The following is a 24,933-nucleotide window of genomic DNA, read 5'->3' as shown; positions in this document are numbered from 1 at the left end:
TGCGGATGGACGGGGAGGGCGCCTACTCCAACCTCGTGATCGACGCGCTGATCGCCAAAAACGGACTTACCCCGCGCGACGGCGCGTTTGCCGCCGCGCTCTTTTACAGTACGCTCGAGCGGATGCTCACGATCGACCACATCCTCGCGCGCTACTCCGCCAAGCCGCTCTCCGCGCTCACCCCGGCGGTGCGCGCCTCGCTGCGGCTGGGGATCTGCCAGCTCCTCTACATGGACGGCGTGGACGACTACGCCGCCGTGAGCGAGAGCGTCAATCTCGTGAAGGCGCTCGGGTGCGCGCGCGCCTCGGGGTTTGTGAACGGGGTACTGCGCGCCTTCCTGCGGGACGGCAAGGCCGTTCCGCCCGCGGAGGGCTCTCGCGCCGAACGGCTCGCAGTGGAATATTCCTGCCCGGCCTGGCTGGTGGAGGTGTGGCTCGCCTCCTACGGGGAGGAGGCCGCCCTGCGCATGCTTGCGGGCTCGCTCGGCAAGGCGCCCGTCTACCTGCGCGCCAACACCCTGCTGACCACGCCGGAGGCGCTCTGCGAGCGGCTCGGAGGGCGCGCAGGCCGTCCCGGCCGCGCCGCCCGACGGCTGCGTCGCGGTGCGGGGCAGGCTCGCCGTCGAGACGCTGCCCGCCTTCGCGGAGGGGCTTTTCCACGTCCAGGACCGCGCCTCCCAGCTCTGCGCCGAGGCGCTCGGCGCGCTGCCGGGCGAACGGGTGCTCGACGCGTGCGCCGCGCCGGGCGGCAAGACCTTCACGGCCGCCGAGCGGATGGAAAACCGCGGCGAGGTGGTCGCGCGCGACCTGCACCGGAAGCGCGCCGATCTGGTGGAAAAGGGCGCGCGCCGGCTGGGCGTGTCGATCGTCACCGCCTCGGCGGGGGACGCGGGGATCTTCGACCCGGCGCTCGGGAAATTCGACCGGGTGCTCTGCGACGTGCCCTGCTCGGGGTTCGGGGTCATCCGGCGCAAGCCGGAGATCAAGTACAAGCCCCGGGAGAGCATCCAGAATCTTCCGGAAATCCAGTATAAAATCCTGCAAACTTCCGCACAATACCTTAGGAGCGGCGGGCGGCTGGTCTATTCCACCTGCACGCTGCTGCCCGCGGAAAACGAGCGGGTCGTCGAGCGTTTCCTCGCGGAGAACGAGGCGTTTGTCCTCCTCTCGGAGGAGATCCACACGGGGGAGCGGGAGGATACCGACGGCTTTTTCACCGCCTGCCTCGAGCGGCGGTGATTGTGTTGAAATTTTGACTGCGGGGGCGGTGAACGAATGGGCAGGCTGGACATCAAATCCTATCCTTATCCGGAACTGGAAACGGCGGTCGCGGAGCTGGGGCTGCCGCGCTTTCGCGCGGGGCAGATTTTCGGCTGGCTGCACGAAAAAAGGGTGTCCACATTTGCCGAAATGAGCAATCTCCCGGCCTCCCTGCGCGGTCAGCTTGACGAAAAGTTCTACATAAACGCCATCCGTATCAAAAAAAGACTTGTTTCCAACATAGACGGTACGGTAAAATACCTGTATGAGCTGCGGGACGGCAACTGCGTCGAGGCGGTGCTGATGCGCTACCATCACGGGAATTCCCTCTGCATTTCGACGCAGGTGGGTTGCCGGATGGGCTGCAAATTCTGCGCGTCGACGCTGGCCGGCCGGGTGCGCGACCTGACCGCCTCCGAGATGCTCGACGAGGTCTACACCGCGCAGGCGGACAGCGGCGAACGGGTGGACGGCGTCGTGCTGATGGGCATTGGCGAGCCGCTCGACAATTTCGACAATGTGATGGCGTTTCTGGAGAACCTTTCGGACGCGCGGGGCCTCGGCCTCAGCCTGCGGCACGTCTCCCTCTCCACCTGCGGGCTGGTCGACCGGATCCGCGAGCTCGCCAAACGGAAATTGCAGCTTACCCTTTCGGTGTCGCTGCATGCGCCGAATGATACAATTCGCAATCTCTCCATGCCAATCAACAAAAAGTATAATATTGACTGTCTGCTGAAGGCCTGCCGCGACTATTTTGAAGCCACCGGGCGGCGGATCTCGTTTGAATATGCACTGATTGCCGGCGTGAACGACGCGCCGGAGCACGCGGCCGAATTGGCCGCGCGTCTGCGCGGCATGGGCGCGCACGTCAATCTCATCCCGGTGAACCCCGTCGCGGAGACGGGCTACCGCCGCGGGGACCGCGCCGCGATCGAGCGGTTCCAGCGCGAGCTGCAGCGGCTGGGGGTCAACGCGACCATCCGCCGGGAGCTGGGCACGGACATCAGCGCGGCCTGCGGGCAGCTGCGGCGGCAGGACGCCGGGGGGATTCCTTAGGTTTTCCGCGCTGCGCCCGGCAGGCTTTCTTTTAATCGCCCTCCTTCGGAGGGCTAAGGGGAGCCGCCTTCGGCGGCGTGTGATTGCCGGGTCCCGCCCCGGCAGGCGGAATCCTTTCTTTGCGCCAAAGAAAGGATCCAAAGAAGGGCGCCTAAGGACCCTCCGCCGGGTCCTTAGGAATCCCCGGGAGTACCTTGCCATAACCCGCAGATTACTGCCGCACCACATAGGTACACTAGCTGAGGGCTCAACCTAGTCTCGGCGCTCCCAACTGGTGGGAACCGCAGGTGCGGAGCACTTGCCGGGAGGGGGTACACGGGGGAGGGCCGCTGGCCCTCCGCCCGTGACGCGCGCCGACGAAGCGTCGCCGCGCAGCGGCGCTCCGGCCAGAGGCCGGGAAGCGAGGAGCGGTGGTATTTTGGTCGGGAATCCAAAATACCGCGCGCGAACAAAGGGGGTTTCCAATTGATACGGATATTTGGCGGCACCGACAAGGGCTGTGTGCGCGCGACGAACCAGGACGCCTATGTCCATGAGATCGTCGACGCGTCCGCGGCCTATGTCGTGCTGTGCGACGGGATGGGAGGCGAAAACGGCGGTCACGTCGCCTCCTCACGGGCGGTGGAGATCATCGGCCAGGCGCTTTCGCGCGGGCTGGCGGCGCATCCCCTGCCGGCTTCCATAAAATCGCTGCTGCTCTCGGCGGTCACGGCGGCCAACGCGGTGATCTACGACATGGGCGCGGCGGACGAGGGACTGCGCGGCATGGGGACCACGGTGGTCGCGGCGGTGGTGCTGGGCGACATGCTCTATATCGCGCACGCGGGCGACAGCCGCGCCTACCTGGCGCCGGAGGACGGGACGCTCCGTCGGATCACGCGGGACCACAGCGTGGTGCAGCTGCTCATCGAGAGCGGGGAGATCACCGAGCGGGAGGCGCGCAGCCACCCCAAGCGCAACTACATCACCCGCGCGCTGGGCGTGGAGCGGACGGTGGAGGTCGAGTACATGGAGCAGCCCTTCCCGTCGGGAAGGCTGCTGCTCTGCACCGACGGGCTCTATAACTACGCGCCGCCGGAGGAACATATGGAGCTCATCACCACGTGCGCAAGCGAGCAGGACATCTTCCTGCTGATCGACGAAGCGAACAAGGCGGGCGGGCCGGACAACATCACGGCCGTCATTGTCGCGAAATAAGCGGGAGGACAGTTTAGATGGATAAATATCTGGGCAAGAAGCTCGACGGCAGATATGAGATCATGGAGATCATCGGCATCGGCGGGATGGCGAACGTCTATAAGGCGTACGACACCATCGAGGACCGGATCGTGGCCGTCAAGATTCTGCGCGAGGAATATATGGACAACGCCGACATGCGCCGCCGGTTCAAGAACGAATCGAAGGCGATGGCGGTGCTTAACCACCCCAACATCATGCGGGTGTACGACGTGAGCTTTTCCGACCGGCTCCAGTCGATCGTGATGGAGTTCATCGACGGCATCACCCTCAAGGAGTACATCGAGCAGGAGAAGGTCCTCAAGTGGAAGGAGGCGGTGCATTTCACCGTCCAGATTCTGCGGGCCCTCCAGCACGCGCACGACAAGGGGATCGTCCACCGGGACATCAAGCCGCAGAATATCATGCTGCTCTCGGACGGCACGATCAAGATCACCGACTTCGGCATCGCGCGGTTCGCGCGCAGCGAGACGCGCACCCTCACCGACAAGGCGATCGGCTCGGTGCACTACATCTCCCCCGAGCAGGCGGCGGGCGGCACGATCGACGCGCGCACCGACATCTACTCGGTGGGCGTGATGCTCTATGAGATGCTCACCGGCAAGGTGCCCTTCGAGGCGGACACGCCGGTGTCGGTGGCGCTCAAGCAGATCCAGTCCAAGGCGGTGCTCCCCCGCGAGCTCAACCCCTCGATTCCCGAGGGGCTCCAGGAGATCACGATGCACGCGATGGAGAAGGACGTGGGCAAGCGCTACCAGTCGGCGGCGCAGATGCTCCGCGACATCGACGAGTTCAAGCGCGACCCCTCCATCTCGTTCGAGTACAAATACCTCAGCGCGCCCCTCGCGCACGACGACAGCAAATATTCCGACGCCATCCAGAACGCCCGCCGCGGCAAAAAGGAGAAGCGAAAGAAGGACAAGCCCCGCCGCGCGCCGGTCATTCCGGTGCTCGCGGGGGTGACAGCCGCGTTCGTCATCGTGTCGGCGGCCTTCATCGGCTGGATGATCTACCTCAACAACCCCTTTGCGAGCGTCGAGGACAAGAAGGTCCCAAACCTCGTGGGCGAAAAATATGACGTGGTGCGCGTCTCCCCCAAGTACGAGGAGTTCGAGATCGTCCCGGAGGACGACCCGGTCTACAACACCGAATACGACAAGGGCGTCATCTACGAGCAGAGTCCGAAGGAGGGCACGACGGTCAAGGTCGGCTCGGAGATCCGCGTCAAGATCAGCAAGGGCAAGCAGATGGTCACGCTGCCCGACTTTTCCGGGCAGGACTACGAGCAGGTCGTCGCCAAGCTGAACGAGTGGGGCATTACGGCCGACCCCAAGCAGATGTACAGCGACACCGTCCCGGCGGGCAGCGTCGTGCAGACCATTCCCTCCGAGGGGGACCAGGTGGCGGCGGGCGACATCGTCACCGTCTATAAGAGCATGGGCCGCGAGGAGAAGCTGGTGACGGTGCCTCCGCTCGGGGGAATCAGCCTCGACGACGCCAAGCTCCTGCTCCAGCAGCGCAGCCTGCTGGTGGGCAAGATCACCTACGACGAGGACTACGAGGACGAGGCGATGAACGGCCTCGTCGTCAGCCAGAGCCCGGCGGAGGACTCCCAGGTGTCCCCGCGCACGCCGGTCGACATCACGATCGCGGGCACGGCGGAGGCCAACAAGCGCCTGCGGCTGATCATCCCGCTGCCCGCGGGGGTCGACCGGATGGTCGAGATGACGGCGACGCAGGACGGCACCGAGGTGCAGAAGGAGACGGTCAACCCGGCCGAGCTGGGGAGGTGGCCCGCCTACTTCACCGGCGAGGGCTACGCGTCGGTCAAGATCTATTTTGACGGCGAGCTCTACCAGGTCTACGACCTCGATTTTGATGAGAACGGCTACTACCTGCTGGACGATTACTCGTCCGACTTCGCGGAGTAACGGCTATGGACAAGCGCACAGGACTGATCGTCAAGGCGACGGGCGGCTTTTATTACGTGCGGGCGGACGGCGTCCTCCATGAGTGCCGCGCGCGCGGCCTCTTCCGCAAGGAGGGGGTGAGTCCGCTGGTCGGGGACCGCGTCGAGCTCGAGCCGACGGGGGAGGCGTCCGGATACGTCACGGCGATCCTGCCCCGCAAAAACGCCCTCGTGCGCCCGCCGCTGGCCAACGTCGACACCTTTGTGATCGTGGCCTCGGTATCCGACCCTGCGCCGAACGTTCTCGTCATCGACAAGCTGATGGCGATCGCCTGCCACAAGGATATCCGCCCGATGCTCGTCATCACCAAGAGCGACCTCGGCGCGCCCGACGCGCTCGAGGAGATCTACCGGACGGTCGGCATCCCGGTGTTTTCCGTCTCCCGGCAGAGCGGCGAGGGTCTGGAGGAGATCCGCGCGGCGCTCTCCCACGGGATCAGCGCCTTTTCCGGCAACACGGGCGTGGGCAAATCGAGCCTCTTGAACCGCATCGACGAACGGCTGTCGATCGAGACGGGGGAGACGAGCCGCAAGCTCGGCCGCGGCAGGCACACCACCCGCCACGTCGAGCTCTACCCCATCGGGGAGAACGGCTGGATCGCCGACACGCCGGGCTTTTCGGCGGTCGACCTCGAGCGGTATGAGATCATCCGCAAGGAGGAGCTCGCCGGCTGCTTCCCGGAGTTCGCCGAGTTTTCGGGGAACTGCCGGTTCACCGGCTGCTCCCACACGGTGGAAAAGGGGTGCGCCGTGCTCGAGGCGCTGCGGGAGGGGAGAATCCATCCCTCGCGCCACGCGAGCTACCGCGCGCTCTATGAAGACGCGAAGAAGCTGAAGGAATGGGAACTCAAGGACCCGCAGGAGAAAAAATAATGCCGAAGAATCCCGACTGCGCATGCCCGCGCGCCTGCCCCCGCCACGGGGACTGCGAGGCGTGCGTTTCGTTCCATAAAACGCGCCCGAACCCGCCCGACTGCATGCGCAAAAGCCGGCGGACCGCCCGGAAGGCGGCCGGCCGCTGCATCCTGGTCGCGGGGGGGCCGTCCGGGGACCGCGTCGGGGAGGAGGCGCTCTCCGCCGCGCCGGGCGACCTCGTGATCGCGTGCGACGCGGGCTATCCCGCCGCGCTGCGGCTCGGGCTGAAGCCCGCCCTCGCGGTGGGCGACTTCGACTCCTATGGCGGGGAGATCGCCCCGGACGTAGAAGTCGTGCGCACCCCCGTGCGCAAGGACGACACCGACACGATGACGGGGCTGCGGCTGGGACTCGGCCGCGGCTATGGGGAATTTGTGATCGTCGGCGCGCTGGGCGGCAGGCTCGACCATACGGTCGCCAATCTGCAGGCCCTCTGCTGGCTCTGCACGCAGGGCGCGCGGGGCGTCATCCTCTCGGCGGACAACCGCGCCTGGGCGGTGAAGGACGGCGCGCTCGAGCTGCCCCGCATGGAGGGGTGGTACCTGTCGGTCTTTGCCGCCGGGGAGTGTGAGGGTGTGACGCTGCGCGGGGTGGAGTACCCGCTCGCCGGCGCGCGTCTCGCCCCGTCGATGCCGATTGGGGTGAGCAACGAGTTTGCCGCCGATACGGCGCGCATCGAGGTCGCGCGCGGCACCCTGATCGTGATCGCGTCGCGCCGGGAGGCCCGTGTGCCGGATCACAACGGAACCGTCCCCGCCGGGGATGCGGATTAAATTGCGGCCCGCCTTTCGGCGGGCCGCTGATTTTGTCCGGACATGTGCCGGACAAAATCTCTCTATGGCGTAAAACCGCATGTCAAGCGGTTTTACAAGAGGAAGGGTGGACTGGCGGGGAAACAAGGGAGCAAGCCGAACGCAGTGAGGCGAAGCGATCCGGGTTCCCCGTCCAGCAGCGTGTCAAGTTCTTTGACACGCTGGAGCGGCCCGCCTTTCGGCGGGCCGCTTTACTTTCCCGGCGAACGCGCCTATAATAGAAGCATGTTCGCAATCCATGACAGAGATGAGGAGAAGGAGCGGTAGAGATGACAACGATCACCCAGACCCCCTACCTGATGACCGACTTGGGACAGTCGACCCTATACACAATGCGGAACAAAAACGGCATGCAGGTGTCGGCGACCGACTTCGGCGGCCACCTCGTGTCGATCCTCGCGCCCGACCGCGGCGGGAAGCTGGCCGACGTGATTCTCGGCTACGGGGATTACGCGGGCTACAAGGTGAACAAATACTATTTTGGCGCGGCGGTGGGCCGCTGCGCGAACCGCATCGGCAAGGGCCGGTTTACCCTGAACGGGCGGGAATACCGGCTCGCGCTCAACGACAACGGCGTCAACCACCTGCATGGCGGCACGGTCGGCTTTGACCAGAAGCTGTGGGCCTGCAAGGTCATCTCCTGCGAGGAGGGGCAGGCGCTGCGCCTGCGGCTGGTGAGCCCCGACGGGGAAGAGGGCTATCCCGGCACGCTGAGCGTCACGATGACCTACACCCTCACCGGCAGTAACGAGCTGATCCTGCGCTATGAGGCGTCGTGCGATGCGGACACCGTCTGCAACCTCACCAACCACGCCTATTTCAACCTCGCGGGCCACAGCTCCGGCACGATCCTCGGCCAGCAGCTCAAGATTTACGCCGACAGCTTCACCGAGGCGGACGCCGAAAGCATCCCGACCGGCAGGGTCCTGCCGGTGGCGGGCACGCCGATGGACTTCCGCGATTACCACAGGGTCGGGGAGCGGATCGACGAGGATTACCTCCCGCTGGCCTATGGCAGCGGCTACGACCACAACTGGGTGCTGAATTCCCCCGCGGGCGAGCTCGGCCCCTGTGCCGAGCTGTGGGACGAGGAGAGCGGCCGGCACATGACCTGCCTGACGACGCTGCCGGGCGTGCAGTTCTACTCGGGCAATTTCATCGACGGCACCCAGCTCGGCAAGGAGGGCTGCTTCTACGGGAAACGGGCGGGCCTCTGCCTCGAGACGCAGTTCGCGCCCGACTCGGTCAACCACCCCGAGTGGCCGAACCCCATTCTGCGGGCGGGCACGCTCTACGACCACACGACGATCTACCGCTTCGGCGTGAAATAGTCCCGGCGAATCAAAAAAGGCGGCCCGCGTTTTGCGGGCCGCCTTTGCGCGTTCTTTTATCAGCGAAGGTTGATCTTGATCTGTCCCTTGGTCCTGTCGTATCTGCTGCTGTCGGGATAGAAGTAGAAGCTGTAGTAGCCGCTCTTGGTGATCTTGGTGTCCTCGTCCACCCACTCGAACTCGCCGTCCAGCCGGTCGTTGTCCGAATTGTAGGCGTGCACGTTGTCCTCGAGCTCATCCTCGTAATCGTAGAGCCGGTCGTTTTTGTCCGCGCGGAAGGAGGAGGTGCTGAAGTGGACCGAGCCGCTGCTGCTGCCGCTGACGGTGATCTTGATCTGTCCGCGGGTCTTTTCATACTTGCTGCTGTCGGGGATGAAATAGAAGTCGTAGCTGCCCGTCTTGGTGATCCGGGCGCTCTCGTCCACCCACTCGACCTCGCCGCTCACCCTGTCGCCGTCCTTGTTGCGCGCGGTCACATTGTCCTCAAGCTCGTCCTCGTAATAGTAGAGCCGCGCGTCCCTGTCGGCCTTGAAGCCGTCGACCTTGAGGGTCAGCTTCTTGCTGCTGCTCGAGCTCGAACCGCTGCCGTTGACGGTGATCTTGATCTCGTCGCGCACACGGTCGTAGCGGCTGCTGTCGGGGATGAAATAGAACTCATAGTAGCCCGTCTTGGTCACGCGGGTGGTGTCGGAGACCCACTTGACCTCGCCGTCGATGCGGTCGCCGTCATCGTCATAGGCGCGCACCTCGTCCTCAAGCTCGCTCACAAGGCTGCGCAGGCGGGTGGTGGTGTTCTTGACATTGATCGTGCCGATGCGCAGTTCGATGTCATCGTCGTCATCATCGTCGCCGTCCACGGTGATGCGGATGGTGCCGGTCGTCGTCTTATACCGGCTGCTGTCCGGTTCAAAGACGAACTTGTAGCTGCCGCTCTTTTTGACGACGGTGGAGCGGGAGGAATCCCAGCTCACCTCGCCCGAAATCGTCTTCCCGTCGTAGGTCGCCTTGACGTTGTCCTCGAGGTCGTCCTCCAGGTCGCGCAGGCGGTCGCCGGAATCGGCGCGGATCGTCTTGGTGGTCAGCTTGACACCGGTGCTGCTCGTGCTGCTGTTGCCGCCGTCCCCGTCCACGTCGATGTAGACCGAGCCGTAGGTCTTCTTGTAGCTGCCGCTGTCGGGGGTGAAGAGGAAGCGCACGGTGCCGCTGCGGCGGAGCACGGTGCTGCCGGAGGAGACCCAGCTCACCTTGCCCGGGACCTTGCGGCCGTTATAGGAGGCGGTGACGCTGTCCTCGAGGTCGTCCTGCAGCGAACTGAGCTTATCGCCGTAATCCGCGTCGATTGTCTGGGTGCTCAGCTTGAGGGCGGAGGAGCCGCTCGTGCTGTCCGAATCGTTGCTGTTCCCCGTCTTGAGGGAACCGACGGTTCCCGAGACGGACGATTTGGTGACGGCGGTCACCGATTTGACGCTGGAGCCGCTCGCCGCGGTCAGCTTGGCCTTGCTGTTGGTGAGCTTGGCGGTCGTGACCGTCGCGCCGCGCGAGACGGTCACCTTGTTCGCGCCCGCCACGGTCAGCGTGTTGACCGTGCCGCCTATGGTCACCTGGACGTCGCTGTCGAGCGTCTTGGGGAGCGACAGCGAAGGGAGCGAGCCGGTGACGCTGAGGTCGGACTGGCTTCCCAGCGTGATCCGGCGGGATTTGCCGGTCGAATCGATGAAGCAGACGAGCAGGTCTCCCTTGCTCGAGTTGAGGGAGATCGCCCCATCCTTGGAGAGATAGGACCCGGTGAGGTTTCCTCCCCTGTAAAACTGGACATACTTATTCTGGACTTTGAGGCTGTAGTTTGATGCCGCAGACGCGCCGACTGCCAGGGAAAGCATCATGACGAGCGCCAGGCAGAGTGCGGTAATCCGTTTGACAGACATTTTGATCGAAATCCTTTCTTTCTTCATGCTGCGGTGATGGCGTTCCGGGTGGGGGCGCGGAAAAATCCTCCGCGCCGCCTCTTTTTAATAGGTGTGCGGAAAGGCGTGTTTTGATGCACGATCTTTCCAGAAGGGCCACATATTTTAATCACATTCTGCATCATTTTGCCTGAAAAGTCAACCGCCGGGGAAGGGGCCGCGCCGCGTGGGCTTGCCGCTATGACAGATATGCTATAATGGAAACAGATGACGACGGAGGGGGAGTTTGGATGCTGTCGGTCTGTCTGCCGGGAACGGGCGGTTTCATGCCGCTGGGGAACCGCTGGCTCACCTGCTGCTGGATGGAATACCAGGGCCGCGCGCTGCTCATCGACTGCGGTGAGGGGACCCAGCTCGCGCTGCGGGCGGCCGGGTGCCGGCTGGGCCGGCTGGATACCCTGCTGATCACCCACTATCACGCCGACCATGTCGCCGGGCTGCCCGGGCTGATGCTCTCGGCGGGCAACAGCGGCAAGACCACCCCGCTCACGATCGCGGGACCGCCCGGTCTGCGGTATGTCGTGCCCGCCCTGATGATGATCGCGCCGGTGCCCTACCCGGTCGAGCTGGTCGAGCTGGGCGCCGGAGACGGGATGGACGGCTGGGAGGGACTTACCGTCTCCAGCCTCCCCCTCAAACACCGCATCACCTGCTATGGCTACCGGGTGTGGGTGGCCCGTAAGCCGGTCTTTAACCCGCGGAAGGCCGCGTCGCTCGAAATTCCCAAGCCTCTCTACCGCACGCTGCACGCGGGGGAGGCGGTGACGCTGCCGGACGGGCGGCGGATCGAGCCGGGACAGGTGCTCGACGGCGCGCGCAGGCCGCTTTCCGTCTGCTACTGCACAGATACGCTGCCCCTCCCCGGCATCGCCGAATTCGCGCGGGACGCGGATCTGATGATCGCCGAGGGGATGTACGGGGACGACGCGATGGAGGAGAAGCTCCGGGAAAAGATGCACAGCCTCTTTTCCCAGAGCGCGCGCCTGGCCGCGCGGGCGAACGCCCGGCGGCTGTGGCTGACCCATTACAGCCCCGCGCTCACCGACCCGCAGGAGTGGATCGGCCGCGCACGGGAGGAATTCCCCGGCGCGGTCGCCGCCCATGACGGCATCCGGGTCACACTGGGCGGCGAATAGTCCCAACCGGGAGGGAGGGCCAGTCTGACGGGCGTCCTCCCTCCTTTTGCGTCGGCACGGGCGCAAAAAGAGGGCCCCCGGAAGACGGGGACCCTCGGGGATAGCGCAAATTTGCCAAGGCAAAGAGCAGTCGCCGGGAGAGCGGATCAGCCGCAGCCACAGCCGCCGCGCTTATTGCGCTTGGCGTAGGGGGCGGGCTGGGGCGCGCAGCCGCAGTTGTTCATGCCGATCGGGTTGGGCACGAAGGAGCTGTAGACCGGCGGGGTCTCCACACATCCGCAGGCCGGTTTCTCGGGCATCGCGGCGGCACAGCCGCAGACGGTGTCCGGAACGACGGTTTCGCATCCGCAGGCAGGCTCCGCAACGGCAGCCGCGCATCCGCACCCGCAGGTGTTGTTCGGCATGACCGGCGGGCAGGAACGGGGCTGGACGCAGCCGCATCCGCAGGCGGGAGCCGCGGCGGTGTCGGGCACGACTTCGGCCTGACAGCCGGACGTGCAGGGAGGCGAAAAGAGCTTCTGGGGCGGGTTGCATTTTTTATCGAAGCTCGGGTTGAACGCGTAGAAGTTCTTCGCGTCGAGATTCTCCTGGGTAATGCGCAGCGCGTCGCCGAACCGCTGGAAATGCACGACCTCGCGTTCCCGCAGGAACTTGATCGGGTCGCGCACGTCGGGGTCGTCCGCGAGGCGCAGGATGTTGTCGTAGGTCTTGCGGGCCTTCTGCTCGGCCGCGAGGTCCTCGTAGAGATCGGCGAGGGTGTCGCCGGAGACCTGAAGCTCGGAGGTCGAGAAGGGGTAACCCGAAGCAGCTTGCGGGTAGACACCCGCGGTGTGGTCGACAAAATAGGTGTCGAAGCCGCTGCGCTTGATCTCTTCGGGCGTCATGCAGCGGGTGAGCTGGTAGATGATCGCGGAGACCATCTCGATATGGGCAAGCTCTTCCGTGCCGATGTCCGTGAGCATCCCCTTCACCTGCGCGTAGGGCATCGAATAGCGCTGCTGCAGGTAGCGGGTCGCGGCGCCCATCTCACCGTCCGGGCCGCCGACCTGACTGATGATGAATTTGGCCAGCGCGGGGTTGGGGCGCTTGATTTTTACGGGGTATTCCAGTTTCTTTTCATATAACCACATGATGTACTAAGCCTCCATTTCCCAGGGCCACGGATCGTCCACCCATGTCCATCTGTTCGGGTTGCAGTTTTCACGCATGTTCAGCGGCCCAAACTGCTGGTTATAGAGCGCAACCGCTTCATCGCGCAGTTTTTTGTGCTTTTCGTAGTATGCCAGAGCGGGCTGGCAGGTGGGATGGCCGTCCAGATAGAGGACGACTTCGGTGATTGCAAAGTCATGCATCTGGATCTGCTTTAAAAGCCTCTGCCGTTCACACACAGGGACACGCCCCCTCTAAAAAAGGTTTGTCGAGCCCGGGGAAGATCGTTCCGCGGGAAAGCGCCACTTCCGCCTCATAGACGGGGCCCCACTGCTGCCATGGGGAATAGGTCATGGACAGGGCGGGCATCGCGTCGGGCCAGCACGGGTCCTGCACCGGAACCGCGTATGCGCCCATATCGGGTTTGAGTACCATATCCGAATTTCTCCTTTACCAAAACGGTTGGGGTGTTGACCCCCTCGGTCCATACTATGGGTGGGTGCCGATTGTGTGATTTGGGTTTGAATGGATGGGAAAAACGTGTTAAAATAGGAGGCAGTGATAAACGGAAAAAAACGGGAAGGAAGGGAATGTTTTGATGGAAAAGGAGCGGGAAACCCAAATTTCACAAAAAGCGCTGGAAGTGATCCGTGTGATGCAGCAGACAGAGATCACCGAGTACGCGACCTATCAGGCGATCGCGTCCCGCCTCAAGGATGGAAAAAACAAACAGGTGCTCAACCGCCTGGCGGAGGAGGAGCTTGTCCACTGCAATATATGGAAAAAATATACCGGCGTGGAGATGAAACCGCAGAGACTGAAGGTGTGGTGGCGCAAGCTGCTTGCAAGGGTGCTCGGCTTCACCTTCACGATCAAGCTGATGGAGAACCGGGAGGACGTGGCGCAGCACGACTACGCGGCGCTGGTCTCTGAGGTACCCGAAAGCGCCGAGGTCATGGCGCAGGAGGACGCGCACGAACGGGCGCTGATGGAGCTGCTCGACGAGGAGCGGCTCCAGTACGTCGGTTCGATGGTGCTCGGGCTCAACGACGCGCTCGTCGAGCTGACGGGCACGCTCGCGGGGCTCACCCTCGCGATGCAGAACACAAGGATCATCGCGCTTTCCGGACTGATCACCGGCATCTCCGCCACCCTTTCGATGGCGTCGAGCGAATTCCTCTCCGCCAAGAGCGAGGGTCATAAGGACGCGCTCAAATCCTGCGTCTACACCGGCATCGCCTACCTGGTCACCGTGGCGCTGCTCATCCTGCCCTACCTGCTCTTCCCGCCCAAGGGGTATCTGTTCGCGCTCGGCACCATGCTGGTGGTCGTCGTGATGATCATCGTCATATTCAACTATTATATCGCCGTCGCCAAGGGCCTGCCGTTCCGCCGCCGCTTTGCGGAGATGGCCTGCATCTCGCTCGGTGTCGCGGCGCTCTCCTTCGTCGTCGGCCTGCTCGTCAAAATGTGGCTCGGCGTGGACATCTGATAAAAATAGAATAGTACAAATTGGAGAATGCATGGAAATAAATGTAAGAATTGCAGAGGAGAGAGATGTCGCGCGTGTTGCTACGCTGTACGAAAGGCTTCATGATTATTTGGAAACGCATGAGAATCATCCCAGATGGAAACGCGGAATCTATCCGACTTTGGCAAATGCAGAGGAAGGATTTGAGAAGGGCTGGCTGTATGTGGCAGAAGCAGACGGAGAGTTGGTTGGAAGTGTAATTTACCTTCGTGAACAGGGGGAAGTTTACAGCCAGATAGCGTGGCCGAAAGAAGTGCCGGGAGACAATGTATATGTGGTTCATGTCCTGGTAGTTCATCCGGAGTTTTTTGGAATGGGAGTCGGAAAAGCGATTCTTGATTATGTGTGTACGATGGGAAAAGAACATGACATTGGGGCGGTACGCCTTGATGTATATGAGAAAAATGCTTCAGCTATTCGATTATATGAAAAATGTGGATTTTCCTATCGTGGAACGATTGATCTTGGGCTGGAAGAATTGTATGGCTTAAAGTGGTATCATGTATATGAAAAACTATTATAGAAGATGATGAACCAGAAATACAACAGTTATATGGCTTTATGCAAAAAAACCTTATTTTAAGCCGTTTTTACAGTACTTTATAAACATTTGCGGAAAGTTATAAGGGGGTTTCCGTCTATACAATCAATAAAAAATAACTTGCCGGGGCGGCCGTTTTTGCGCACCCGGTCTCTGCGGGCGGCCGACAGGCCGCCCGTATTTTTTGAACTTTTATCGTGCCATAAGATTCCTGTGAATCCGTCGAAGCCTTCCACATAAATCCGATTTTGCCAGTCAATAATAACCTTGCCGAACATACCATATTTTCAGATAGAACAAGGAGGAGCAATTCGGATGAAAGCCACAGGAATTGTAAGGCGAATCGATGACCTGGGACGCGTGGTCATCCCCAAGGAAATCCGGCGGACAATGCGCATCAGGGAGGGCGACCCTCTTGAAATATATACCGACAACGACGGCGAAGTGATCTTTAAGAAGTATTCCCCCATCGGCGAGCTTTCCGCCTTCGCCACCCAGTACGCGGAGGTGCTCAGCAAAATCGGCGGCTATCCGGTCGTCGTCTGCGACCGCGACCACGTCATCAGCGTCGCGGGCATCCCCAAAAAGGAGCTCCTCGAGCGCCGCGTGTCCCCCGCGCTCGAGGAGGTCATGGAGCAGCGCCGCAATTTCGCGGTGACCGCCGACGGCAAGAAGATGCAGCCGGTGGAGGGCGTCGACCGCTACGCGCTGGTCGAGGCGCCGATCATCGCCGCGGGCGACGTGTGCGGCAGCCTGATGTTCATCGCGGGCGACAGCCCCGCGCCCGCCACCGACACCGAAATCAAGCTGATCCAGGTGGGAGCGGCCTTCCTCGGCCGCCAGATGGAGGAATAACCGGTGGGCGGCAAGCATAAGAACGGCCCCGTGGAGGAGCTTTCCGGGCGGGACAAGGTGCGTGTGGCGCGCCTGGTGGAGCACATGATTTCCATCCCGCCCAGCCGCACCGACCCGAACGGCAGCTATACCGGCCGGCCGATGAACCAGTACGAGGTGCCGGTGCAGGACGCCGATGACCTGTAAAAAAACCGCGCCGCGGCCCCCGGGCCGCGGCGCGTTCGATTTTGTCACCAAAATCTCCGCCCGGCGTATACTGGGGTAAAGACAACAGGCGGAAGGTGAGCAGGATGAAAAAGAAGCAGTTTTTGGACTGCAACTGTTGGGCGCAGTGCTGCGCGGGGTTCGGCCTCGGCGTGGTGCTGGCGGTGTTCACCTCGCTCAAACTGGTGCTGATTCTGGCGGGCGTCATGCTCGTCGCGCTGGCAATCCGCATCCTGCTGCTGTGAAAACGAGAAAAGGTGGTTGCGCTATGAAGATCGTCGTCATCAAAAGCCCGAAATTCCTCTCCCCGATCCTGCGTTTTTTCTTTAAGATCAAGAAAGACCCCGTTACATAGGCAGGTAAGCCATCCAAAACACGCAGAGGCCCGGCGGGATTTCCCGCCGGGCCTCTGCGCGTATCTCCGCCGCTGCCGGAACGCCGCGGGAGCTCCGGGAAAAGCGGAAGCGGCCGGGATGAAAATCCCGGCCGCTCTTTCGGTTCGATTTTTTGCGGATCAGCCCAGGGCGACGGCCCCGGCCGTCCCGTCGGCGCTGCGGATGATGATCGGGGGATTCGCGGCGGCGTTCCCGCCGTCCGCTTCACCGCCTGCCTCGCCCGCCGCCTCGTCGCCCGCCTCCTGCTGGGACATGACCATCAGCGTGCCCTGGATCTCCTGGAGGACCTCGGCGTATGTCTGGTTGGCCTCGTCCACCTTCTCCCTGCGCGCCTCGGTGTCATTCGGGTCGATCGCGGCGGCCTCGGCGTAGAGGTCGGCGGCCTCCTGCACCCGGGGCGCGGCGGCCGCGAGCGTCTCGTGCAGCGGCGCGAGGATTTCGGGCGGCGTCAGCGCGCCCACCTCGGAAAAGGCGTCGCTCAGGCTGTCCATCAGCGAGACGGCCTCGCCCATATAGTTCTCGTCGTTCGGGTCGAGCTGCTGGAAGGCGACCGCCTTCTCCTGCACGCCCGTCATGATTTCAGTGATCCGCGCGCCGTACTCCTCTTCGGTCAGCGGTTCGGCGGGTTCGGAGGACGCGGGCGCGGAGCTCTCCGGCTCGGGCTCGGAGGAGGAGACCTCGGAGGAGGAGGCCTCGGCCGGCGCGGTGTCGCCGCAGGCGGCGAGCGAAAGGGTCAGCATCAGGGCCAGGGCGCATGCGCCCAGAATTTTCAAAGTCCGGTTCATAGGCATTTCACGTTCCTTCCAAAAAAATAACGCGGCGTGAGATCGCGCCGGGATGTGTCTGGTTTCAGGCGGCGGAGAGGGCCGCCGCGCCGGTTTTGCCATGCCGATATTGTACCACACTGGCCGGAATAGTCAAGTCTCGTCGGTTTTCCCCGTCCGCGCCGCAATGCGGCGGAAAGGCGGACGGGGAGAGCATATTCGGGGAGGGCTGGACATATATTGGTGGTAGCAAACAGAAGGAGAGGGTAATACTATGGAGCTGAATCTGCAAAAACAGACGGTAAGCATCAACGAGACCATATACGACGGCGTCGTGGAACAGCCGCTCGAGTGTGACGTGCTGCTGCCCGACTACTGCCCCGACATCCAGAAAATCCTTCGCTGTGAAGTGGTCCCGTCCCTGCTCCTGACCGCAGTGAACGGCGACAAGCTCTCGGTGGACGGGATGGCGATGGCGCATCTCTACTACCTCGACGAGAACGGCTGCATCCGCCACGCGGAATATAAAATCCCCTACACCCGCGTGGTGGAGCTGCGGTGCGCCCCCCAGAACCCCTCGGTGTGCGTCGCCCAGAGCGTCGACTATTTCAACTGCCGCGCGGTCAGCTCCCGCCGGCTCGACATGCGCGGCGCGGTCACGATGAACGTGCGGGTGACCGGCCAGACGGAGGAGGAGGTCCTCGTCGCCGCCGAGGGCGCGGGGCTACAGCTCTGCCCCGACACGGCGGAAAACGCCTGCGTGCTGCCGCGCGTCATGCGCCAGGCGAGCGTGCGGGAGGAGGTCGAGCTCGGCTACGGAAAGCCGGCCGTGGGGGCGGTCATCCGCGCGTCGGCCTCCGCCCAGGTCACCGATTACAAGGCGATCACCGGCAAGCTCGTCACCAAGGGGGAGATCACCGTCAAGGTGATCTACCAGTGCGAGGAGGACGCCAAAAAGCTCGACGTCATGGAGTACGCGCTGCCGCTGAGCCAGGTGATCGACCTCGACGGGGTGGACGAGGACTGTTCGTGCAGCGTGTGGTACGAGGTGTGCTCCCTCGACGTGACCCCCAAGGCCAACGCCGACGGGGAAAACCGCGCGTTCACGGTCGATATTTCGCTCAACGCCTGCGCGTCGGCCTACCGGCGGATGCAGCTAGACGCGGTGTGCGACTGCTATTCCACCAGCTACGAGTGCAAGCCCACCGTCCGGCAGGTGCCGCTGCTGCGCCTGATCGACACGGTCGACGAGACCTGCATGTACAAGGAGACGCTCGACCTTCCGCCCGACGCGGGCAGCATCGTCGATGTGTGGTGCACGGCGGGCGCGCCGGCCGTCCAGATCGAGGAGGACTGCGCCGTCGTGTCGGGAAAGATGACGGTGTGCATGTTCGTGTGCGAGGCGAACGGGGAGATCGCCTATTACGACCAGACGCGCGAATACAGCCACCGCGTCGCCCTGCGCGGCCCCTGCGAGACGCTCGTGTTCTCCCCGAACGCCTCGGCGGGGACGGCGGCCTTCACGATGAGCGGGCATGAGAAGCTGGAGGTGCGCTGCCCGGTGCGCGTCTGGGGGGAAGTGTGCAGCCTCTACCGCAGGACGGTGGTGTGCGACGTCACGGTCGACGAGACGCGCGCGAAGACCCGGCGGGACAATGTCCTCTACCTCTATTATGCCAGCGAGCGGGAGCCGGTGTGGGAGATCGCCAAACGCTACAACACGTCGGTCGCGGCCATCCGGGCGGGCAACCAGCTCGAAGGGGACGTCCTGGAGGGACGCCGGCTGCTGCTCATCCCGATGAAATAACGGAAAGGGGAGGAAACAATGGAGGCACAGAAGATCTACCAGGACATCGCCAAGCGGTGCGGCGGTGACATATACATAGGCGTGGTGGGGCCGGTGCGCACCGGAAAATCCACCTTCATCAAGCGGTTCATGGAGACGCTCGTCATCCCGAACATCGGCAGCGAGTTCGCGCGGGAACGCGCGACCGACGAGCTGCCCCAGTCCGCCGCCGGGCGCACGATCATGACCACCGAGCCCAAATTCATCCCCGAGGAGGCCGTCAAGGTCACCCTCGCGGACAACGCCGCCTTCAACGTGCGGATGATCGACTGCGTGGGCTACATCGTCCCCAGCTCGCTCGGCTACATTGAAAACGAGCAGCCCCGCATGGTCGTGACCCCCTGGTTCGAGAAGGAGATCCCCTTCAACCTCGCCGCCGAGATCGGCACCCAGAAGGTCATCAACGAGCACAGCACGATCGGGCTGGTCGTCACCACCGACGGCAGCATCAGCGAGATCCCCCGCAGCGAGTACGAGGAGGCGGAGGTCCGCGTGATCAACGAGCTTCGGCAGATCAACAAGCCCTTCGTCGTGCTGCTCAACTGCACCGACCCGGCCGCTCCCGCCTCCAAGGCGCTGCGCGCCGAGCTGGAGGAGCGCTACGCGGTGCCCGTCGTGGCGGTCAACTGCCTGAACCTCGCGGAGGAGGACATCCGCGTCATCCTCTCCGACGTGCTCTTCCAGTTCCCGGTGCGGGAGGCCGCGATCACCCTGCCCGGCTGGGTCACCTCGCTCGCCCCCGACCACTGGCTGCGCGCCGAGCTGTACGGCGCCATCCGCGAGGCCGCCGACGGGGTGGAGCACATCGGCGCGCTCAAGGGGAAGATCATGACCCTGGCGGACTGCGAATACGTCAGCCGGGTGCTGGTCGATTCGATCGACCTGGGCAGCGGCAGCGCCGAGGTCAGCGTGGATTTGCAGAGCGACCTCTTCTACCGCATCCTCGGCGAGGCGACCGGCCTCGACATTCCCGACGAGAGCGCGCTGATGCCCTGCATGATCGACCTGGCCGCCGTCAAGAAGGAGTACGACAAGGTCAAGTGCGCGCTCGACGAGGTGGCGGCCACCGGCTACGGCATCGTGATGCCCTCGCTGGAGGAGCTCTCCCTCGAGGAGCCGGAGATCGTCAAGCAGGGCGGCCGCTACGGCGTCCGCCTCAGGGCGAGCGCCCCCTCCATCCACATGATGGCAGCGAACATCACCACCGAGGTCAGCCCGATCGTCGGCTCGGAGAAGCAGTCGGAGGAGCTGGTGCACTACCTGCTGCACGAGTTTGAGGAGAGCCCCCAGAAGATCTGGGAGTCGAACATCTTCGGCACGAGCCTGCACGAGCTGGTCAACCAGGGCCTGCACAACAAGCTCTACCGGATGCCGTCCGACGCCCGCATCAAGCTGCAGGAGACGGTCGAACGGATCATCAACGAGGGCTGCACCGGCCTCATCTGCATCATCCTGTAATAAATAACGAGCCCGCCCGCGAAAATACTTCGCGGGCGGGCGGCTTTGTCTTTATTCGGTTTTTTTCCCGCGCTCCTCTGGCGGATAGCCCGCCCTGGCGATGCGCCGCCGCAGCCAGCCGCCTTGCAGGTAGTAGACCGCAAAGAGGACGGAGGTCAGCGTCCAGGTGATCGGGTAGCTGACGATGACCATGTCGATCGTGCGGTGCAGCGGCAGCGCGAAAAAGACCCACAGCACCCGCAGCACGCACACGCCGCCGCAGGTCATGATCATCGGGAGGACCGAGTCGCCGGTGCCGCGGATGGCGCCCGACAGAATATCCACGCAGACATAGGTGAAGTAGAAGGGCGTCAGGAAGAGCATCATGTGCCGCCCCGCCTCCGCGACCGCCTGGTCGGCTGTGAAAATCGCGAAGAGCTGGCGGCTGAAGAGACAGAGCAGGGCGCTTGAGAGGATGGCAGTGGCAAACGCCATCACAAGGCAGACCCGCACGCTCTTGCGGATGCGGGAATATTTCTGCGCCCCGAAGTTCTGCCCCACAAATGTGGTGATCGACACATCGAATGCGGAGAGGATCATCCAGAAGAAGCCGTCGATCTTGCCGTAGGCGGTCCAGGCGGCGATCGTGACGGTGCCGAACGAGTTGATGCAGGACTGGAGGATGACGTTGGAGATCGCGTACATGTCCGCCTGCAGGCCGGCGGGGATGCCGACCCGCAGGATGCCTTTCAGCGACGAGGCGGTGAAGCGCAATTCCTTCCGGTTGAGGCGCAGCGGCCAGTCGGACCGCAGGAGGGTGACCAGGACAAGCAGGGCGCTGAGGACCTGCGAAAGGAGGGTGGCCAGCGCCACGCCGAACACGCCGAGCCCAAGCCCCAGCACGAGCACCAGGTCCAGCAGGATGTTGAGCAGGCAGGCGGCGATCAGGAAATAGAGGGGCCGCCGGGTGTCCCCGACCGCGCGCAGCACGGCGGAGCCGATGTTATAGAGGAAAGAGGCGACGATGCCGAGCAGGTAGACCCGCAGGTAGACGACCGAATCGGCCATGATCTCCGCGGGGGTGTCCATCGCATGCAGCGCGGCGGGCGCGCACAAAAGTCCCGCCAGCGTCATGGCCGCGCCCGCCGTGAGCGCGAGCATCACCGAGGTGTGCACCGTGCGGCTGACCTCTTCATAGTCCTGCGCGCCGTAGGCCTGCGCGACCACGACGGTCGCGCCCGACGAAAGCCCCACAAAGAGGTTGACCAGCAGGTTGATGAGCACGCTGGCGCTGCCGCCCACCGCGGCGAGGGCCTCCTTGCCGACGAACCGCCCCACGATGATGGCGTCGGCGGTGTTGTAGAGCTGCTGGAAGAGGGTGCCGAAGAGGATGGGAAAAAAGAAGATGAGTAGCTGCTTCCAGATGACCCCTTCCGTGATGCCGTTTGCGGAAACGGCGTCCTGCCGAACCATCGCCGATGCGCCTCCTTCGTATGGGTTGAGTGGATGCCGCGTGAGGGCAATTATACCACAGGGCGGGGGCGATTACAATCCATTCCGCGCGAAAAAGATGCCCCCCGCGCGCTCCGGCGCGCGGGGGGCATCTTGATGGGATCAATGCCGCCTGTTGAGGAGCGCCACGCCGCCGAGGTCGCCGGTCATACGGCCGTTTGCAAAGGTTTCGACGCCGTTGACAAAGACGTGCGCAATGCCCGTCGGATATCCGATCGGGTGCAGGAAGGTGGCGGTCTCGTGCAGGTCCTCCAGCGAAAAGACGGTGATGTCCGCCTTGTAGCCGCTGCGGATAAATCCGCGGTCATGCATGTTGAAGTGGCTGGCGGTGAGACCGGACATCTTGTGGATGGCCTGCTCGAGCGTAAGCCAGCGGTTTTTTTGCACGATCGTTTCGATCACGTAGATCGCGTGGCCGAAGTTGCGCGGATGGATCTGGAAGCGGGAGAAGCAGGCGTCGGGATGGTCCGCGTCGATCGCGTAGATATCCGAGCCGAACATCGTCCAGGGGGACTGGAAAAAGGCCTTGCGGTCCTCCTCCTTTTCGAGAATGTTGACGGTCGAGAGCGCCTCCCCTTCCTGGAGGCAGAGGTCGAAGTAGAGGTCGGTGCCGTCCATCCCCTCAGCACCGGCGATCTGCCCGACCGACTGGCCGATATATTTGCGGTAGGGGGAGTCGGGCCGGCACTCGAAAAGGAAGATCGAATCCCAGCTGTGAAAGGTGAAGAACTGTCCGAGGAAACTCGTCTTATCCCCCGCGATTATTCCCGCGATGTGCTCGCGGATGCGGGCGTTCTGCTCGGGGTTGCGGATGGCGTCCTGGATTTCCCGGATCTGCTGCGGCCAGGGCTTCTTCCAGTTGTAGAGCCAGCCGGGGAAGATGGCCCGGGGACCCCACCAAACGCCGATTGTCGGATAGGAGGGGACGTCGGCGTAGCAGTCGACGCCGCGGGCACGGTAACCGCCGATCAGGTCGGACAGCCACTGTCCCTTGCCGTAGAGCTCCTCGCCGTGGGGAGCCACATGGGAAAACTGCAGGCGCATGCCCGCTTTCCACGCCGTCTCCGCCGCGAAATCCATCGCCTTTTCAATCCCCGCGCCCGAATAGTTGGACATATGGGTGGTGTAAATGCCGCCGTACTCCGAGACGACCTGTGCGAGCGCGATGATCTCCTCGTTGGTCGCGCCCATGCCGGGCGTGTAGGTGAGTCCGCTTGAAAAGCCGGGAACGCCCAGTTCCATCGCCTCGACGACGAGTTCCTTCATCTGGCGCAGCTCGTCGTCGGTGCAGGGGCGGTTGTCCATACCGAGCACCTTGGCGCGCACCGAGTTGTGACCCACGAGCGGGTAGGTGTTGATGCCGATGCCCTGTGTCTCGAGCAGCTCAAAATAGTGGGCGGCGCTTTTCCAGTAGTCCTTGGGGGTGGTCCACACGGTGTCCGCGATGTTTTTGAGCGGCAGGGGGTTGGGGAGCACGGGGAAGGGGGACTTGCCGCAGTTGCAGGAAACCTCGGTGGTCACGCCCTGCGCCACCTGGCTGTGGGAGGGCGGGTTGTGGATGATCGCGAAGTCGGAGTGGGCGTGCGCGTCGATGAAGCCGGGCGAAAGCACGAGCCCGTCCGCATTGATCGTGCGTTTGGCCGAGAGATGGCGCAGGTCGCCCACGCCGGTGATCGTGTCGCCCTTGACCGCCACATCGCCCCGGAATCCCGGGCGCCCCGAACCATCGACGACAAACGCGTTTTTGATAAGAACGTCTACCATCTTTTCATCCCCCTCATCAGCTTTCCGGCGTTTCCGGCCGGTAGACGGTTTTGCCGCCGATCAGAACCCGCCGGACCCGCTGGAGATTGCGGATGTCGGCGGAGGCGTCCCCGTCGCAGACGAGCAGGTCGGCGGCAAGGCCCTCCCTTACGAGCCCGGCGGTGTTTTCGATGCCGAGCAGGACCGCGCCGTTATGGGTTCCGAGGCGGATGGCCTGCACCGGCGTGATGCCGTAGTCGACCATAAAGGCGAGTTCCTTGGCGACGGGCGCGGGCGGCGCGCCGAAGAGCACCATGTCGGTGCCGGCGGCGATCGTGACGCCAAGGTCGTAGATCACTTTGAAGTTCTTTTTATAGGACTCCGCCGCGCTTCTAAAAAAGCTCCAGAAATTGCGCACCGGCAGCGGGGCGTCGGGGCCGGGGCTGCCGTCCGGGGCCTTGTAGCGGTCGTAGGCGTCGGTGTAGGTGATGATGGTGGGGATCCAGGCGAGTCCCTTGCGCTTCATCTCGGCGGCCTGCTCGATCGTCAGGTAGGTGGCGTGCTCGATCGTGTCGAAGCCCGCCTCAATCGCCATGCCCACGGAGGGCCCCACGCCCGCGTGGATGGCGCATTTGCGTTCGAGCCGGTGGGTCTCCTCAACCGCGGCGTTGAGCTCCTCCTGGGTGTATTCCGGCCGGGTCATCACCCGGTGGCTGCTCATCAGTTTGATCCAGTCGGCGCCCGCGCGTAGCTGCTTGCGGATGACCTTGCGGATCTCGTCGACGCCGTCCGCGACCTCGCACTCGTTTTTGAGGTTGGTGATCTGGTCGCCGTGGCCGCCCGTCATGGTAAGCCCGCGGTCGCAGTGGAAAATGCGCGGGATGGTGACGTAACCCTTCTGTCCCGCATAGCGCAGCTTTTCGCAGAGCAGGTGGTCGGAGGACATGTCGCGCACGGTGGTGACGCCCACCGACAGCGCCGACTGCGCGGCGTGGAGCGCCTTATAGGCGATGAGATGGTCGTTGAAACGCAGTGCGTCGGGATAGTGAATATAGCTGCCGAGGTGGATGTGCATGTCGATCAGCCCGGGGAGGATGGTGGCGTCGCCGAAGTCGAGGACCTTTTCCGCGGGATGCGCAGAGAGAAGGTCCTGCTTTGGGGAGACCTGCGCGATCCTGCCGGTCTGGTCGATCCGGACGGCGTGATCGCGCAGGACGGTCTCTCCATCGCCGGTAACGATGGTTTTAGCGGTTAAAATCATGCTTGATTCCTTCTTT

The 24,933-nt window shown here is 63.4% G+C and carries 23 protein-coding genes and 2 pseudogenes; 17 read left to right on the top strand and 8 right to left on the bottom strand.

The features are described 5' to 3' along the window. Positions 1-5 precede the first annotated feature (5 nt). The 8 genes and pseudogenes from RDM88_RS12875 to RDM88_RS01520 form a co-directional block, all read left to right on the top strand. Positions 6-542: pseudogene (locus RDM88_RS12875) on the top strand (transcription antitermination factor NusB); the annotation flags it as partial. Between the two features lie 61 nt (positions 543-603). Then, positions 604-1,239 carry a methyltransferase domain-containing protein gene (locus RDM88_RS01550; RefSeq protein WP_308752533.1) on the top strand — a complete coding sequence of 212 codons (636 nt, stop codon included), beginning with the start codon at positions 604-606 and terminating at the stop codon, positions 1,237-1,239. Between the two features lie 36 nt (positions 1,240-1,275). Continuing rightward, a complete protein-coding gene (gene rlmN / locus RDM88_RS01545; RefSeq protein ID WP_308752531.1) occupies positions 1,276-2,316 on the top strand; it encodes a 23S rRNA (adenine(2503)-C(2))-methyltransferase RlmN in 1,041 nt (346 codons plus the stop codon). Positions 2,317-2,781: 465 nt separating this feature from the next. Continuing rightward, positions 2,782-3,513 (top strand): Stp1/IreP family PP2C-type Ser/Thr phosphatase, encoded by a 732-nt coding sequence (locus RDM88_RS01540; protein ID WP_308752529.1) that lies wholly within the window; start codon positions 2,782-2,784, stop codon positions 3,511-3,513. A gap of 17 nt (positions 3,514-3,530) precedes the next feature. Further along, the gene (gene pknB, locus RDM88_RS01535) at positions 3,531-5,483 is read left to right on the top strand and encodes a Stk1 family PASTA domain-containing Ser/Thr kinase (protein WP_308752526.1); all 1,953 of its coding nucleotides are present in this window, start codon (positions 3,531-3,533) and stop codon (positions 5,481-5,483) included. Positions 5,484-5,488: 5 nt separating this feature from the next. Then, complete coding sequence (gene rsgA / locus RDM88_RS01530) at positions 5,489-6,394, top strand: ribosome small subunit-dependent GTPase A (protein ID WP_308752524.1); 906 nt, start codon at positions 5,489-5,491, stop codon at positions 6,392-6,394. Then, positions 6,394-7,209: a thiamine diphosphokinase gene (locus tag RDM88_RS01525; RefSeq protein WP_308752522.1), complete on the top strand. Its 816-nt coding sequence runs from the start codon at positions 6,394-6,396 to the stop codon at positions 7,207-7,209. Before rsgA ends, RDM88_RS01525 begins: the two co-directional genes overlap by 1 nt. Positions 7,210-7,517: 308 nt before the next feature. Beyond that, positions 7,518-8,579: an aldose epimerase family protein gene (locus tag RDM88_RS01520; RefSeq protein ID WP_308752520.1), complete on the top strand. Its 1,062-nt coding sequence runs from the start codon at positions 7,518-7,520 to the stop codon at positions 8,577-8,579. Between the two features lie 59 nt (positions 8,580-8,638). On the opposite strand, the gene RDM88_RS01515 is transcribed toward RDM88_RS01520, so the two are convergent. Beyond that, the gene (locus RDM88_RS01515) at positions 8,639-10,504 is read right to left on the bottom strand and encodes a hypothetical protein (RefSeq protein ID WP_308752518.1); all 1,866 of its coding nucleotides are present in this window, start codon (positions 10,502-10,504) and stop codon (positions 8,639-8,641) included. Positions 10,505-10,773: 269 nt separating this feature from the next. Between RDM88_RS01515 and RDM88_RS01510 the strand changes: the two genes are divergently transcribed. Further along, positions 10,774-11,679 (top strand): ribonuclease Z, encoded by a 906-nt coding sequence (locus RDM88_RS01510; RefSeq protein WP_308752516.1) that lies wholly within the window; start codon positions 10,774-10,776, stop codon positions 11,677-11,679. A 536-nt stretch (positions 11,680-12,215) separates the two neighbouring features. On the opposite strand, the pseudogene RDM88_RS01505 reads toward RDM88_RS01510, so the two are convergent. The 3 genes and pseudogenes from RDM88_RS01505 to RDM88_RS01495 form a co-directional block, all read right to left on the bottom strand. Continuing rightward, positions 12,216-12,809 (bottom strand): annotated as a pseudogene (locus tag RDM88_RS01505) (manganese catalase family protein); the annotation flags it as partial. A gap of 6 nt (positions 12,810-12,815) precedes the next feature. Further along, a complete protein-coding gene (locus RDM88_RS01500) occupies positions 12,816-13,067 on the bottom strand; it encodes a spore coat protein CotJB (protein WP_308752514.1) in 252 nt (83 codons plus the stop codon). Further along, positions 13,060-13,263: a spore coat associated protein CotJA gene (locus RDM88_RS01495; RefSeq protein WP_308752512.1), complete on the bottom strand. Its 204-nt coding sequence runs from the start codon at positions 13,261-13,263 to the stop codon at positions 13,060-13,062. The genes RDM88_RS01500 and RDM88_RS01495 overlap by 8 nt, the downstream gene beginning before the upstream one ends. A gap of 220 nt (positions 13,264-13,483) precedes the next feature. On the opposite strand from RDM88_RS01495, the gene RDM88_RS01490 reads away from it, so the two are divergent. From RDM88_RS01490 to spoVM, 6 genes are all read left to right on the top strand, one after another. Next, complete coding sequence (locus RDM88_RS01490) at positions 13,484-14,320, top strand: VIT1/CCC1 transporter family protein (protein WP_308752535.1); 837 nt, start codon at positions 13,484-13,486, stop codon at positions 14,318-14,320. Between the two features lie 31 nt (positions 14,321-14,351). Beyond that, the gene (locus RDM88_RS01485; RefSeq protein WP_308752510.1) at positions 14,352-14,882 is read left to right on the top strand and encodes a GNAT family N-acetyltransferase; all 531 of its coding nucleotides are present in this window, start codon (positions 14,352-14,354) and stop codon (positions 14,880-14,882) included. 333 nt (positions 14,883-15,215) lie between these two features. Next, the gene (locus tag RDM88_RS01480; protein WP_308752508.1) at positions 15,216-15,755 is read left to right on the top strand and encodes a stage V sporulation T C-terminal domain-containing protein; all 540 of its coding nucleotides are present in this window, start codon (positions 15,216-15,218) and stop codon (positions 15,753-15,755) included. 3 nt (positions 15,756-15,758) lie between these two features. Continuing rightward, on the top strand, positions 15,759-15,941 hold the full coding sequence (locus RDM88_RS01475; protein WP_308752506.1) for a hypothetical protein: 183 nt from the start codon (positions 15,759-15,761) through the stop codon (positions 15,939-15,941). 104 nt (positions 15,942-16,045) lie between these two features. Continuing rightward, on the top strand, positions 16,046-16,204 hold the full coding sequence (locus RDM88_RS01470; RefSeq protein ID WP_172439148.1) for a hypothetical protein: 159 nt from the start codon (positions 16,046-16,048) through the stop codon (positions 16,202-16,204). Between the two features lie 23 nt (positions 16,205-16,227). Next, positions 16,228-16,314, top strand: coding sequence for a stage V sporulation protein SpoVM (gene spoVM, locus RDM88_RS12870; RefSeq protein ID WP_101549091.1), 87 nt, complete (start codon positions 16,228-16,230; stop codon positions 16,312-16,314). A gap of 159 nt (positions 16,315-16,473) precedes the next feature. Here the strand turns inward: spoVM and RDM88_RS01465 are convergent, their stop codons facing one another. Next, complete coding sequence (locus RDM88_RS01465) at positions 16,474-17,139, bottom strand: hypothetical protein (RefSeq protein ID WP_308752503.1); 666 nt, start codon at positions 17,137-17,139, stop codon at positions 16,474-16,476. A 253-nt stretch (positions 17,140-17,392) separates the two neighbouring features. Between RDM88_RS01465 and RDM88_RS01460 the strand changes: the two genes are divergently transcribed. After that, a complete protein-coding gene (locus RDM88_RS01460) occupies positions 17,393-18,925 on the top strand; it encodes an SPOCS domain-containing protein (RefSeq protein WP_308752501.1) in 1,533 nt (510 codons plus the stop codon). 18 nt (positions 18,926-18,943) lie between these two features. Further along, entirely contained in the window at positions 18,944-20,422 is a 1,479-nt protein-coding gene (spoIVA, locus tag RDM88_RS01455; RefSeq protein WP_308752499.1) for a stage IV sporulation protein A, read from the top strand. Between the two features lie 51 nt (positions 20,423-20,473). Here spoIVA and RDM88_RS01450 read toward each other — a convergent pair whose 3' ends face one another. From RDM88_RS01450 to RDM88_RS01440, 3 genes are all read right to left on the bottom strand, one after another. After that, positions 20,474-21,874, bottom strand: coding sequence for an MATE family efflux transporter (locus tag RDM88_RS01450; protein WP_308752497.1), 1,401 nt, complete (start codon positions 21,872-21,874; stop codon positions 20,474-20,476). 141 nt (positions 21,875-22,015) lie between these two features. Continuing rightward, positions 22,016-23,677, bottom strand: coding sequence for an amidohydrolase family protein (locus RDM88_RS01445; protein WP_308752495.1), 1,662 nt, complete (start codon positions 23,675-23,677; stop codon positions 22,016-22,018). A gap of 16 nt (positions 23,678-23,693) precedes the next feature. Next, positions 23,694-24,917: an amidohydrolase family protein gene (locus tag RDM88_RS01440; RefSeq protein ID WP_308752490.1), complete on the bottom strand. Its 1,224-nt coding sequence runs from the start codon at positions 24,915-24,917 to the stop codon at positions 23,694-23,696. Positions 24,918-24,933: the final 16 nt, after the last annotated feature.

It is taken from the genome of uncultured Anaerotruncus sp., from assembly GCF_902490045.1.
GTDB lineage: Bacteria > Bacillota > Clostridia > Oscillospirales > Ruminococcaceae > Anaerotruncus.
The sequence above is the reverse complement of the archived record's forward strand: the minus strand, read 5'-3'. Positions and strand labels throughout refer to the sequence as shown.